12 protein-coding genes are annotated in these 12,775 nt (G+C 54.6%); 6 read left to right on the top strand and 6 right to left on the bottom strand.

Annotation, left to right across the window (positions count from 1 at the left end):
* Window positions 1-155 precede the first annotated feature (155 nt).
* The 4 genes from mepS to yeiP all read right to left on the bottom strand — a co-directional run bounded on the left by mepS (window position 156) and on the right by yeiP (window position 3,654).
* Window positions 156-731 carry a bifunctional murein DD-endopeptidase/murein LD-carboxypeptidase gene (gene mepS, locus PanJK_RS19525; RefSeq protein WP_265302237.1) on the bottom strand — a complete coding sequence of 192 codons (576 nt, stop codon included), beginning with the start codon at window positions 729-731 and terminating at the stop codon, window positions 156-158.
* Window positions 732-1,245: 514 nt separating this feature from the next.
* Window positions 1,246-1,953 (bottom strand): phosphatase PAP2 family protein, encoded by a 708-nt coding sequence (locus PanJK_RS19530; RefSeq protein ID WP_265302239.1) that lies wholly within the window; start codon window positions 1,951-1,953, stop codon window positions 1,246-1,248.
* 44 nt (window positions 1,954-1,997) lie between these two features.
* A complete protein-coding gene (locus PanJK_RS19535) occupies window positions 1,998-2,972 on the bottom strand; it encodes a CobW family GTP-binding protein (protein ID WP_265302241.1) in 975 nt (324 codons plus the stop codon).
* A 106-nt stretch (window positions 2,973-3,078) separates the two neighbouring features.
* Window positions 3,079-3,654, bottom strand: a complete 576-nt coding sequence (gene yeiP, locus PanJK_RS19540) for an elongation factor P-like protein YeiP (protein ID WP_256696917.1) — start codon at window positions 3,652-3,654, stop codon at window positions 3,079-3,081.
* A 152-nt stretch (window positions 3,655-3,806) separates the two neighbouring features.
* Here yeiP and PanJK_RS19545 point away from each other — a divergent pair, with 152 nt between their 5' ends.
* The 4 genes from PanJK_RS19545 (at window position 3,807) to fruA (ending at window position 8,120) form a co-directional block, all read left to right on the top strand.
* Window positions 3,807-4,061 (top strand): YkgJ family cysteine cluster protein, encoded by a 255-nt coding sequence (locus tag PanJK_RS19545; RefSeq protein ID WP_008105007.1) that lies wholly within the window; start codon window positions 3,807-3,809, stop codon window positions 4,059-4,061.
* A 279-nt stretch (window positions 4,062-4,340) separates the two neighbouring features.
* On the top strand, window positions 4,341-5,471 hold the full coding sequence (gene fruB / locus PanJK_RS19550) for a fused PTS fructose transporter subunit IIA/HPr protein (RefSeq protein ID WP_256696915.1): 1,131 nt from the start codon (window positions 4,341-4,343) through the stop codon (window positions 5,469-5,471).
* Window positions 5,468-6,406: a 1-phosphofructokinase gene (gene fruK / locus PanJK_RS19555; RefSeq protein ID WP_256696914.1), complete on the top strand. Its 939-nt coding sequence runs from the start codon at window positions 5,468-5,470 to the stop codon at window positions 6,404-6,406. The genes fruB and fruK overlap by 4 nt, the downstream gene beginning before the upstream one ends.
* Window positions 6,407-6,422: 16 nt before the next feature.
* Entirely contained in the window at window positions 6,423-8,120 is a 1,698-nt protein-coding gene (gene fruA / locus PanJK_RS19560; RefSeq protein ID WP_265302245.1) for a PTS fructose transporter subunit IIBC, read from the top strand.
* A gap of 57 nt (window positions 8,121-8,177) precedes the next feature.
* Here the strand turns inward: fruA and nfo are convergent, their stop codons facing one another.
* Together nfo and PanJK_RS19570 are read right to left on the bottom strand one after the other, a co-directional pair.
* Window positions 8,178-9,023, bottom strand: coding sequence for a deoxyribonuclease IV (gene nfo / locus PanJK_RS19565; protein ID WP_008104999.1), 846 nt, complete (start codon window positions 9,021-9,023; stop codon window positions 8,178-8,180).
* Between the two features lie 56 nt (window positions 9,024-9,079).
* Window positions 9,080-10,123: a YeiH family putative sulfate export transporter gene (locus PanJK_RS19570; RefSeq protein WP_256696912.1), complete on the bottom strand. Its 1,044-nt coding sequence runs from the start codon at window positions 10,121-10,123 to the stop codon at window positions 9,080-9,082.
* 139 nt (window positions 10,124-10,262) lie between these two features.
* Here PanJK_RS19570 and yieE point away from each other — a divergent pair, with 139 nt between their 5' ends.
* Window positions 10,263-11,129: a DNA-binding transcriptional regulator YeiE gene (gene yieE, locus PanJK_RS19575; RefSeq protein WP_256696911.1), complete on the top strand. Its 867-nt coding sequence runs from the start codon at window positions 10,263-10,265 to the stop codon at window positions 11,127-11,129.
* Between the two features lie 136 nt (window positions 11,130-11,265).
* The gene (locus PanJK_RS19580; protein WP_256696910.1) at window positions 11,266-12,732 is read left to right on the top strand and encodes an amino acid permease; all 1,467 of its coding nucleotides are present in this window, start codon (window positions 11,266-11,268) and stop codon (window positions 12,730-12,732) included.
* The last annotated feature ends 43 nt before the right edge of the window (window positions 12,733-12,775 follow it).

Raw genomic sequence — 12,775 nt, forward strand, 5'->3', positions numbered from 1 at the left:
AGAATATAACGAGAGCGCGAAGAATGTCTCGTTATATTTTTGATTCTCAATTACTTTTATCGATTAGATTTGAGTTAAAAACCGTGGGCGAAAAAAAACGCTGCCGGGGCAGCGTTTTCTGATTCTCTGGCTGAGAGGATCTTCAAAGGAATACGTTAGCTCGGGTTTTTAGCGAGAACCCGACGCGCTTCACGATAACGGTTTTTCCAATAACTGTCGTTCAGATTGGAAATCATCACGCCACTGCTGGTGGACGCGTGAACAAAGTTATCGTTGCCGAGATAGATGCCAACGTGGCGACCGGTAGAACCGGCGCGGAACAGCACTAAGTCACCTGCGCGCAATTTATTGCGTGAAATCTCTTTGCCGGTGTCTTGCTGTTCTGACGTTGAGCGTGGCAAATCTAAACCAAACTGCTCGCGAAAGGTGCGCTGAACAAAAGCAGAACAATCAATGCCGTGTTTAGTGTCGCCGCCTAAGCGATAACGTACACCTTTCCAGTCACTGTACTGTTCCATGATGCGGGACTTAACGTCCACGTTCTGCACCATCTGTTCAAATTCGTCCTGAGACGCTTGAAGTAAAAAACCATTCTGGTTGTTAACTTCATGATTCTCGTTATTCGCGTTCTGACCGTTATGGGTGCTGCTACATGCTGATAAAAGTGTTGCCAGAGCAACTGCGGGAATGATCCGCCTGAGGTATCTCAGTATTGGTTGAGACTTGACCATTGTACGTGAATTCCTTCGGTTTCCTTACGACAGAATGTCGTCAGCCAGATGACAAAACGGGTTGAGATTAATAAGGACGGCCGTCTAAGACAAATCCTTAATTACTAAAATGTGTTAATGCACACATTTTTGTAGCTTTAAGCACCGCATTTTATGCTGTTGCTTACTAATCGGATTTGAGGTTAACCGATTACAGACCGCGTGGCGAGTGCTTTTATATAAATATTCAAAGGTTTTTTCGATGTGAAATCAATCTGTAACACAATGGCTAGTTTATCAACAATTGGCAGCGATTTAATAACCAAACAGCGGTGGAATAAGGGGGTAATTCTGGCGCTAAGGCCGATTTTAAGAGGGTTCGGGCTGGACAGACTCAGATAAAGGCTATTGTTCCGCGTTTTTCATCATAATCTTTTCTTTTACCTGAATAATGTTAGTTTGCTAATAGTTTATTCAGGTTTTAAATAAGCGCGAGCGATCGACTTTTTCTTCTATGATCACTCGCGCTTAACAATTACCGGCGCGGCTTATATTTGCCCGGCAACGAACGGTCCAGCCAATTGACGAGCTTGTCGCTGAATGGCGTTAACAGGCACCAGCTCATACCAACCAGCACCACCGACAACGAACCAACAGCGATATCAGTAAACCAGTGCGCACCCGCCATCACGCGTGGCAGCGCAAACACCACGCTAATCGCCAGGCCCACCAGAAACGCGCGGAAGCCGAAATAGCGCCACATAAAGCAGGTGAAGATCATCAGCATCATGCCGTGGTCGCCTGGGAAGCTATCTTTCGAGGCATCTTTGGCTGGGATGCCGGTCAGTTCGCTGACGCGATGTACATTGTCAAAGAACAGCGTTGGGCTGGAGTGTTGCACCGGCAACAGATGGCCGAGCTGGTTCAGTACTACCGCGCTCAGCAGCATCGTGATGCCAATGGCCAGCAAACGGCGGCGACCTTGCGGTGTCTCGCGACGCCAGTAGCTTAAATAGAGCAAACCCATAGCCAGCAGCGAAACCACATCGAAACCGCGGAAGTTAGTGATGGCCACTAACAGAGCGAAAACGTGATGATCAACCATCTGGTCATTGAAGCCATAAAAGATGGCTTTATCGATACCAAACCAGAACCCGTGATCCGGCGGCAGGTACCATGAAAGGAAAAGCATCACACCCAGTGCATTCAGCAGCAGGATGGTGACTAATCGAGAAGCGCGCATAGAAAATAGACTCAAAGTGAAAACAACGGGGCAACCTAACGCATCTAATTTAAACGAATCTTCAACAAAGCGGTCTGCAAAAGATTCCAGTCAGCTGGCTGATGATGAATCAATTCGATGCGGCTATCAGGTGGTGTAGTAGGGCGGGTTTCTATAAACAGATCGTCGCCCTGGCGATTGATATTCACTAAACCATCGGCAGTGCGCAACACACCTTTAACGCGATCAACCGGCGCATGCCTTGCCCACTCTAGCGCTTTGATCGTATCAAACACGGTTTCACCATCGAAAATCCAGCCACAGGAAGCATAGCCCTGACCTTCATTTAGCGCACGACGCCAGCGCGCCTGGCCATCCAGTTTCAGTGCGGCCAAGCCTTGTGGACGTGAATTATGGTAGTGATGTGCTGCATCGGGAACCGCACGATCCGCCAAGGCGGGTTGAGTCAACAACGCGGGATCGATGTGTCCCCACGCCACTTCCACCAGCTGACGCTCGCCCAAAAATTGCTGTTGCCAGGTCTGTAACCGCTGACGATCATCATCGTTCCAGCGGTCGCTTTTGTTCGCCACGATGATATCGGCCGCCACCAGCTGATCGCGGAAATTCTCATTCTCCACTACGCGTGCGTCGGCAAGCTGGCGCGGATCGAGCAGCGTTAAGGTGGCATCCACCTGAATCCAGGGTTGATAGACGGCAGCACGCAGCATATTCAGCAGCTGTTTGGGATGGCCAAGGCCGGTGGGTTCGATAATCAGACGATCGGGTTTAGCCTGTTTCAGCAGCATGTTCAGCCCAACCTGCAGCGGCAAGCCGTTAACGCAGCACATGCAGCCGCCGGGAATCTCTTTCAGCGTGGCACCGCGATCGGCGAGCAGTGCGCCGTCGATGCCAATTTCGCCAAATTCGTTGACCAGAATCGCCCAGTTTTCGTCGGCGGGTTTATTGGCTAACAGATGGAGCAGAGTGGTGGTCTTTCCGCTGCCGAGAAATCCGGTGATGAGGTTTACGCGCGTCACAAAAGGGCTCCCAAAAAAAGAGAATAAATCGCGCGCGGATGAGGGGCATCCGGCGCGCACGGCCTTGTTATACTATAACAATCACCGGCGGCCGGACGGAAGCACGTTATGCGTCAGCGCGTCCCATGTAACGACGTTCTGCAATATGAATACGGATGCGTTCGCCATTGCTCAGATATTCTGGCACCTGAATGGATAAACCGGTGCTCATGACAGCGGGTTTGGATCGCGCGCTGGCGGAGGCACCTTTGATGCCCGGTGAGGTATCAACAATTTCCATATCGACGGTTTGAGGCAGTTCAAGTGCCAATACCTGGCCGTCCATCGTCAGCACCTGAATGCCGGGAATGCCGCCTTCAGGAATAAACAGCAGCTCTTCTTCGATTTGATCTTTCTTGAAGTTGTACGGCGTGTAGTCTTCATCATCCATAAACACATACTCATCACCATCTATATAAGAGAAGGTGACGGCGCGGCGGCTAAGTGAAATGGCGTCAATAATATCGTCGCCTTTAAAGCGCTCTTCCACTTTCAGGCCAGTGCGAACATCGGTAAAACGCATTTTGTAGAGCGTCGCGGCACCGCGAGCACTTGGGCTCTGTACATCAATGTCTTTCACCAGCAACAGTTTGCCGTTCCAGGTGACAGCCATCCCTTTTTTGATCTCATTTGCCTTTGGCATGGTGGTTTTCTCGCTGACAGGAGGTTAATGCGCGTCACGTTACTCGTGCGGCGAAAAACTGGCAAGCGAGGCAATGTAAAATTGTTTCCGGTGCATGGCATTCGCGGCCTCAGACTGTTATTGTCGCGGCGAATTGTTTACAGGAGCGCATGATGTTTTGTCGTGACCAGTGCGGTGCCTGTTGCACAGCCCCCTCAATTTCATCCCCGATTCCTGGCATGCCGCACGGCAAGCCGGCCAACACGCGTTGCGTGCAGCTCGATGAGCAGCAGCGCTGCAAAATCTTTGGTTCACCGCTGCGTCCTGCGGTCTGCGCCGGCTTACAACCAAGCGCGGAAATGTGCGGCAGCAGCCGTGATAGCGCGATGACGTTTTTGTTAAAACTGGAAGCCGATACTGCACCTTGAACCGGTTGCTGACGCAGAGCTGAAGAATTTGGCTTAATGCCGCTGGTCTGTACAGCAAAAGCATCAGCCTGACTGTCCGTAAAAATCTTAAATCCAACATGAAGTGTGCGGAACGTCAAAAATCTGCTACTCAGATCGCGCATTTTCTTGCCTGCTGTACGTGGCTGTACCATATTCCCTGAAACGTTTCAGCGTTGTCATTCCGGCTAAGTCCGCGATGCAGAGCATTTTTTTTCAACACCTAGCTGAAACGATTCAACACAGCAAGCGAGGAGAGATATGTTCCAGCTCGAAGTTCAGGCCATTCATACCGGTGCTAGCGCACAGAATAAAGAAGAGGCCATTCGTCAGGTTGCCGCTGCGTTGACCGCTGCGGGCAATGTGGCCGAAGGCTACGTTAACGGCATGCTGGCGCGCGAACAGCAAACCACCACTTTCCTGGGTAACGGGATTGCCATTCCGCACGGCACTACCGACACCCGCGACCTGGTACTGAAAACCGGTGTACAGGTTTATCAGTTCCCGCATGGCGTGGATTGGGGCGAGGGGCAAACAGCGTATGTGGCAATCGGTATTGCCGCCAAGTCTGATGAACACCTCGCGTTGCTGCGTCAGCTCACCCACGTCTTAAGCGACGACAGCATTGCTGAACAGCTGAAAACCGCCTCGGCGGAAGATCTACGTGCGCTGCTGATGGGCGAAAACCAGGCGGCAGAATTCAAATTCGATACCTCGCTGATTGCCGTTGATGTGGCGGCCAGCGATTTAATCACCTTACAGGCTCTGAACGCCGGTCGTCTGCAGACTGCTGGCGCGGTGGACGCGTCCTTTATTGCTGATGTGATTTCCCGCGCACCGCTAAGTCTGGGTCAGGGCATCTGGCTGAGCGACAGCGCCAACGGCAATCTCGGCAGCGCAGTGGCAGTCAGCCGCGCTGCTAGGCCATTCCAGCATCAGGGCGAAAACGTCGCGCTGTTGCTGACCGTGGCGGCTAACGATCAGCGTCCGCTGGAAGTGCTGGGCTACCTCAGCAACCTACTGTTGACCAACAAAGCTGAACGTCTGCTGAAGGCCGATGCAGCCGGGATTCTGGCGCTGCTGACCAGCGAAGTCGATGAAGCTGCCGAGCTGCTGACCGCTGAGTTCACCATCCGCAATGAACACGGTCTGCATGCGCGTCCGGGTACGGCGCTGGTTACCGTGATCAAACAGTTCAACAGCGATATCACCGTGACCAATCTCGATGGCAGCGGTAAACCGGCTAACGGCCGCAGCCTGATGAAAGTCGTCGCGCTGGGCGTGAAAAAAGGCCATCGCCTGCGCTTTACCGCCAGCGGTGATGATGCGCAGCAGGCGCTAAACGCGATTGAAGAAGCCATTAACGCCGGTTTAGGCGAGGGGGCAGCATGAGTCGTCGTGTCGCAACAATTACCTTAAACCCGGCTTACGATCTGGTCGGTTACACGCCAGAAATTGAGCACGGTGAAGTCAACCTGGTGAAAACCACCGGCCTGCACGCGGCGGGTAAGGGCATCAACGTTGCCAAGGTGCTGAAAGATCTTGGTATCGATGTCACCGTCGGCGGTTTCCTCGGTAAAGAGAATCAGGACGGCTTTCAGCAGCTGTTCAGCGAGCTCGGCATTGCTAACCGTTTTCAGGTGGTGCAGGGCCGTACGCGTATCAACGTCAAGCTGACCGAAAAAGATGGTGATGTGACCGACCTGAATTTCTCTGGCTTTGAGGTCACCGCGCAGGATTGGGAGCGTTTCACCGCTGATTCACTCACCTGGCTGGGCCAGTTCGACATGGTGTGCGTCAGCGGCAGCTTGCCAGCCGGCGTGGCGCCAGAAGCATTCACTAAATGGATGAGCGATCTGCGCACGCTGTGCCCTTGCATCATCTTCGACAGCAGCCGCGAAGCGCTGGTTGCCGGTCTGAAAGCCGCGCCGTGGCTGGTGAAACCGAATCGCCGCGAGCTGGAGATTTGGGCTGGTCGCAAATTGCCTGCGCTGCAGGACGTGATCGGTGCTGCACATGAACTGCGTGAGCAAGGTATTGCGCACGTGGTGATTTCTCTCGGTGCGGAAGGCGCGCTGTGGGTGAATGCCTCCGGCGAATGGATCGCCAAACCGCCCGCTTGCGAAGTGGTCAGCACCGTGGGTGCCGGCGATTCGATGGTCGGCGGCCTGATTTACGGCTTGCTGATGCGTGAATCCAGCGAGCACACGCTGCGTCTGGCGACGGCAGTGGCGGCGATGGCCGTCAGCCAAAGCAACGTTGGCGTTAAAGATCGTACCCAGTTGGCCGCGATGATGGCGCGCGTCGACTTACAACCCGTTAACTAACAGCAGGAGAGCGATAATGAAAACGCTGCTGATAAAAGATTCTTCACTGGGACTGGCTTCAGGACATCTGGCGCTGGAACGTTTACGCGCGACGGCGGCACAAGCCGGACTGAAGCTGACCGATAATGCCGCCGAAGCGGAACTGGTGCTGGTTGCTGGTCATGATGCGCCGCACGACGCAGAGCTGGCGGGTAAATCGCTGGCGCTGGTGGATGTGCAGCAAGCGCTGCGCGATCCGCTGGCGGCAATCAATCAAGCCAAAGCAAGTGCCAAAACCTGGCAGCCTGTTGCTGCAACCGCTGCCGCGCCAGTGGCGGCGCAGAGCGGTGGTCAGAAACGTATTGTGGCGGTGACCGCTTGCCCTACTGGCGTTGCGCACACCTTTATGGCTGCCGAAGCTATTCAGGCCGAAGCGACTAAGCGTGGCTGGTGGGTGAAAGTCGAAACCCGTGGTTCTGTGGGCGCTGGCAACGCGATTACGCCAGAAGAAGTGGCGGCAGCCGATCTGGTCATCGTCGCGGCGGATATCGATGTGGATCTGGCGAAATTTGCCGGTAAGCCGATGTACCGCACCTCAACCAGTCTGGCGCTGAAGAAAACCGCGCAGGAGCTGGATAAAGCGCAGGCTGAAGCGAAAACCTATCAGCCGAGCGGCAATCAGGCGGCCAGCGCACAGGGCGACAGCAAAGAGAAAGCCGGTGCCTATCGTCACCTGCTGACCGGCGTGTCCTACATGCTGCCAATGGTGGTCGCGGGTGGTTTGAGCATCGCGTTGTCATTCGCCTTTGGTATCACCGCATTTAAAGAGCCGGGCACGTTAGCGGCTGCACTGATGCAGATTGGTGGCGGCAGCGCCTTTGCGCTGATGGTGCCGGTTTTGGCCGGTTTTATTGCCTTCTCGATTGCGGATCGTCCGGGTCTGACGCCAGGTTTGATTGGCGGCATGATCGCCACCAGCATTAACGCCGGTTTCCTTGGCGGCATCATCGCCGGTTTCATTGCCGGTTACGCCGCGAAGATGCTCAGCAGCAAAGTAAAACTGCCGCAGAGTATGGAAGCGCTGAAACCGATTCTGATCATTCCGCTGGTAGCGAGTTTGATAACCGGTTTGCTGATGATTTACGTGGTTGGTAAGCCGGTTGCTGGCATCATGACTGGCCTGACAACCTGGCTGGCAAACATGGGTACGGCGAACGCTGTGCTGCTGGGCGCGATTCTCGGTGGCATGATGTGTACCGACATGGGCGGTCCGGTGAACAAAGTGGCTTATGCATTTGGTGTTGGTCTGCTCAGTTCACAAACCTACGCACCGATGGCAGCCATTATGGCAGCCGGTATGGTGCCACCGCTGGCGATGGGCCTGGCGACGATTGTTGCGCGTCGTAAGTTCAACAAAGGTCAGCAGGAAGGCGGTAAAGCGGCGCTGGTGCTTGGTCTGTGCTTCATCTCTGAAGGTGCCATTCCGTTTGCAGCGCGTGACCCAATGCGTGTACTGCCGTGCTGTATCATTGGCGGCGCGGTAACCGGTGCGATTTCCATGGCGATTGGCGCGAAACTGATGGCACCGCACGGTGGCCTGTTCGTTCTGCTGATTCCAGGCGCGATTACCCCAGTGTTGGGTTATCTGATGGCGATTGTGATTGGTACTGCGGTGGCAGGCCTTGGCTACGCCATCCTGAAACGCCCGGAAGAAGAGCTGGTAAAAGCAGCGTAATCTTCGCCAGACATGAAAAAGGGAGCTTCGGCTCCCTTTTTGTTTTTTATCAGATAATTAACCCTGCTGCTCTGACTTCAGCCACGCAATCTCATCCTTCCAGATATCCGGATTGATGGTTTCCAGAATCATTGGAATGCCGTCAAAACGCTTATCCTTCATCAGCCAGCTAAATGCGGTTTTGCCGATATTGCCTTCACCCAAACTGTGATGGCGGTCGACGCGACTGCCCAGCGTGCTCTTGGCATCATTCAGGTGCATCCCGCGCAGATACTGGAAACCGACGATGCGCTCAAAATCGCTAAACGTCTCAGCGCATGCTTCTTCGGTACGCAGATCGTAACCACCCGCAAAGGCGTGGCAGGTATCAATGCACACGCCAACGCGCGACTTATCTTCCACGTGTTCAATAATGGTAGCGAGGTGTTCGAAGCGGAAACCGAGGTTGCTGCCCTGACCGGCGGTGTTTTCGATCACCGCCACCACGCTGCTGGTTTTATCCAGCGCGATGTTGATCGATTCGGCGATACGCTTGAGGCACGCTTCTTCATCAATTTGCTTAAGATGGCTGCCGGGATGGAAGTTCAGCAAGGTCAAGCCCAGCTGCTCGGCACGTTGCATCTCATCGAGGAAAGCTTCGCGCGATTTCTCCAGGGCTTCCATCACCGGATGGCCAAGGTTAATCAGATAGCTATCGTGCGGCAGGATCTGCGCAGAGGTGAAGTTGTAACGATCGCAGGCGGTTTTAAACGCATCGATCACTTCCCCAGACAGCGGTGCTGCTTTCCATTGGCGCTGATTTTTGGTGAACAAAGCAAACGCGGTGGCTTCGAGTTCGTGGGCACGGATAACTGCCTGGTCCACGCCGCCTGATGCACTGACGTGTGCGCCGATATATTTCATGCCGCTCTCCTGATTGGGCGATTGCTACTGCAAAACGCCCACTATAGCGGATGCGATTACGCCATGAAATGTTGCACCAGCACATTGAGTGCGCCGCCACCGAGAATTAACCAGCCAAACACCACCAATCCTAGCAGCAGCGGTTTTAAACCGGCCTGCTTTAAGGCGCTGAAACGTGTGGTTAAACCCAGCGCCGCCATCGCCATCGCCAGCAGCAGATTCGCCAGCTGATTCAGCGCACCAACCACGTTAGCAGGCAGCAGATGCAGCGAGTTAAACAGCGCAACCACAATAAACAGCAGCGCGAACCACGGGAAACTGATCGCTTGTTGCTGCGCGCTGTGACGACGCTGACGCTTCAGCCAACTGCCCAGAATCAGCAAGAAGGGCGCTAACATCATCACGCGCAGCATTTTGGCAATCACCGCACTATTTTCAGTTTCTGCGCCCATCGCATGTCCAGCAGCGACAACCTGTGCCACTTCATGCAGCGTCGATCCGGTGAAGATGCCGAAATGTTCTGCACTGACAGTCGGCAGTAGCGACCACAACAGCGGATACAGCACGATGCCAACGGTGCCAAACAGCACCACGGTGGCAACCGCTACCGCGACTTTTGACGGTGCAGCTTTAACGATAGGTTCACTCGCCAGCACCGCCGCCGCGCCGCAAATGCTGCTGCCCGCACCAATTAGCCACACGGTTTCGCGATCCATCTTCAGCAAACGAATGCCGATAAAACAGGTCAGCAGGAAAGTGGAGCTGAGAACCATCACATCAATCAATACGCCGCTCAGACCGACATCAGCAATCTGCTGCACGGTAATACGAAAGCCATACAAGATGATGCCGAGGCGCAGCAAGCGCTGTTTCGCCAGCAGCACGCCGCTGTCACAGGCCCCAGCAATCTGCGGATAAAGGCTGTTGCCGAGCACGATGCCCAAAATAATCGCTAACGTCAGCGCACCGAATCCGGCACCGGCCAGCCACGACTGATTGCCAAGCCACGCCGCGATTCCGGCAATCGCGACAGTCAGCAGCAAACCCGGCAGCCAATGATGTAGATGAAACGGGGTTTTATTCACGCTTAGCTCAGCCATACTTTTTCTCCTGTAGGGGCGCCATTTATGGCGACCTTCTAACATTCAATCTCTGCCTCAAGCGTGCGCCGCACTGGTATAAAAGTAAAATTGATAATATATTTATAATTAACCAGAATAAGTAATATGCGAGGAACACATGCACATCACGTTGCGGCAGATTGAAGTGTTTACCGAAGTGCTGAAAAGCGGCTCGACGACGCAGGCTTCGCAAGTGCTGGCGCTGTCGCAGTCGGCGGTGAGCGCCGCGTTAGCGGATTTGGAAAACCAGCTTGGCGTGCAGCTGTTTGACCGCGTCGGTAAGCGGCTGGTGGTGAATGAGCATGGACGTTTGCTCTATCCGCGCGCCGTGGGTTTGATGGAGCAGGCCGGCGAAATCGAACAGCTGTTTAAAGAAGATAACGGGGCGATTCGCCTGTTCGCTAGCAGCACCATCGGCAACTACCTGCTGCCAGGCATGATTGCCGCCTATCGCCGTGATTTTCCCGCGCTGCCGCTCGAGCTCAGCGTCGGCAACAGTCAGGATGCAATTAATGCGGTGGCGGATTTTCGCGTCGACATCGGCTTGATCGAAGGTCCATGTCACGAGCTGGATATTATCAGCGAGCCGTGGCTGGAAGATGAGCTGGTGGTCTTTGCCGCGCCGGATGCTGCCATCCTGCAGCAGCCGATTACGCTGGAAACACTCGCCGCCGCGCCGTGGATTCTGCGCGAGCGCGGCTCAGGTACGCGCGAGATCGTGGATTATCTGCTGCTGTCGCATCTGCCACAGTTTCAACTCGGCATGGAGTTGGGCAACTCAGAGGCGATTAAACATGCGGTGCGTCACGGCATGGGCATCAGCTGTTTGTCGCGGCGGGTGATTGAAGATCTGCTGGAAGCCGGCACGCTGGTGGAAGTAGTGATCCCGCTGCCGCGTCTGACGCGTACGCTGTATCGCATCCATCATCGACAGAAGCATGTCTCCAAAGCGTTGAGCCGTTTCCTGTCGTATTGCCGCGAATAATCGCAGCGCTCAACACGCTGCGGCTAATAATTCCTGGCCGATCATGAAGGTAACTAATAACCCGACGTGAATGCTATACAGCTTGGGGCTAGCTGCTACAATCTCGCCTCATTTTTATCCAGCATAGCGTTTACACATGCATAATGACTCAAAAACAACACAACAACCTGGATTGCGCCGTGAATTAAAAGCGCGTCATCTCACCATGATCGCCATTGGCGGCTCCATCGGTACCGGCCTGTTTGTCGCCTCGGGTGCCACCATTTCTCAGGCCGGACCTGGCGGCGCGCTGCTCTCCTATGCGCTGATTGGCCTGATGGTCTACTTCCTGATGACCAGCCTCGGCGAACTCGCGGCATTTATGCCGGTTTCTGGCTCTTTCTCCACCTACGGTTCGAAATACGTTGAAGAAGGCTTCGGCTTCGCGCTGGGCTGGAACTATTGGTACAACTGGGCGGTCACCATCGCCGTTGACCTCGTCGCCTCGCAGCTCGTCATGAACTACTGGTTCCCGGACACGCCCGGCTGGATCTGGAGCGCACTGTTCCTCGGCCTAATGTTCCTGCTCAACTACATCTCCGTAAAAGGCTTCGGCGAAGCGGAATACTGGTTCTCGCTGATCAAAGTGACCACCGTCATCATCTTTATTGTGGTGGGCGTGCTGATGATCACCGGCATTCTGCGTGGCGCAGAAAACGCTGGCTGGCACAACTGGACCGTGGGCGAAGCGCCATTTGCCGGTGGATTTGCCGCTATGATTGGCGTGGCGATGATTGTCGGCTTCTCCTTCCAGGGCACCGAGCTGATCGGTATCGCGGCCGGTGAATCCGAGGATCCGGCGAAGAACATTCCGCGCGCGGTGCGTCAGGTGTTCTGGCGAATTCTGCTGTTCTATATCTTCGCCATTCTGATCATCAGCCTGATCCTGCCGTACACCGATCCGAAGCTGCTGCATAACGACGTCACCGATATCGCCATCAGCCCGTTCACGCTGGTGTTCCAGAATGCCGGACTGCTCTCGGCAGCAGCGGTGATGAACGCGGTGATTCTGACGGCGGTGCTGTCGGCGGGTAACTCCGGCATGTACGCCTCAACGCGCATGCTGTTCAACCTGGCACGTGAAGGCAAAGCGCCACGCATTTTCGGCAAGCTGTCGAAAGGTGGCGTGCCGCGTAACGCGCTGATTGCCACCACCGTGGTGGCGGGATTGTGCTTCCTGAGCTCGAAATTTGGTAACCAGGAAGTCTACCTGTGGCTGCTGAACACTTCGGGTATGACCGGCTTTATCGCCTGGTTGGGTATCGCCATCAGCCATTACCGTTTCCGTCGCGGTTATATCGCGCAGGGTCATAGCCTTGCCGATTTGCCATACCGTTCGGGCTTCTTCCCGCTGGGACCGATCTTCGCCTTCATTCTGTGTCTGATCATCACGCTGGGGCAAAACTATCAGGCGTTCCTTGCCGATCGCATTGATTGGTATGGCGTCGCCGCGACCTATATTGGTCTGCCGCTGTTCCTGGTGATTTGGTTGGGTTACAAGCTGACACGCGGCTCGCGCTTCGTGAAATACAGCGAGATGGAATTCCCGACGTTTAAAGAGTGATTGTTGTACGAAGGTCGCCATAAATGGCGATACGACAATCCTG

It is taken from the genome of Pantoea sp. JK (assembly GCF_026130245.1).
Taxonomy (GTDB): Bacteria; Pseudomonadota; Gammaproteobacteria; order Enterobacterales; family Enterobacteriaceae; genus Pantoea; species Pantoea trifolii.

Bases quoted from the DNA above. Each gene is read 5' to 3' on its own strand.
- yieE (WP_256696911.1), top strand. From the start codon at position 10,263: ATGCACATCACGTTGCGGCAGATTGAAGTGTTTACCGAAGTGCTGAAA.
- mepS (WP_265302237.1), bottom strand. From the start codon at position 731: ATGGTCAAGTCTCAACCAATACTGAGATACCTCAGGCGGATCATTCCC.
- fruK (WP_256696914.1), top strand. From the start codon at position 5,468: ATGAGTCGTCGTGTCGCAACAATTACCTTAAACCCGGCTTACGATCTG.
- PanJK_RS19530 (WP_265302239.1), bottom strand. From the start codon at position 1,953: ATGCGCGCTTCTCGATTAGTCACCATCCTGCTGCTGAATGCACTGGGT.
- PanJK_RS19580 (WP_256696910.1), top strand. From the start codon at position 11,266: ATGCATAATGACTCAAAAACAACACAACAACCTGGATTGCGCCGTGAA.
- PanJK_RS19545 (WP_008105007.1), top strand. From the start codon at position 3,807: ATGTTTTGTCGTGACCAGTGCGGTGCCTGTTGCACAGCCCCCTCAATT.
- fruA (WP_265302245.1), top strand. From the start codon at position 6,423: ATGAAAACGCTGCTGATAAAAGATTCTTCACTGGGACTGGCTTCAGGA.
- PanJK_RS19570 (WP_256696912.1), bottom strand. From the start codon at position 10,123: ATGGCTGAGCTAAGCGTGAATAAAACCCCGTTTCATCTACATCATTGG.
- nfo (WP_008104999.1), bottom strand. From the start codon at position 9,023: ATGAAATATATCGGCGCACACGTCAGTGCATCAGGCGGCGTGGACCAG.
- fruB (WP_256696915.1), top strand. From the start codon at position 4,341: ATGTTCCAGCTCGAAGTTCAGGCCATTCATACCGGTGCTAGCGCACAG.
- yeiP (WP_256696917.1), bottom strand. From the start codon at position 3,654: ATGCCAAAGGCAAATGAGATCAAAAAAGGGATGGCTGTCACCTGGAAC.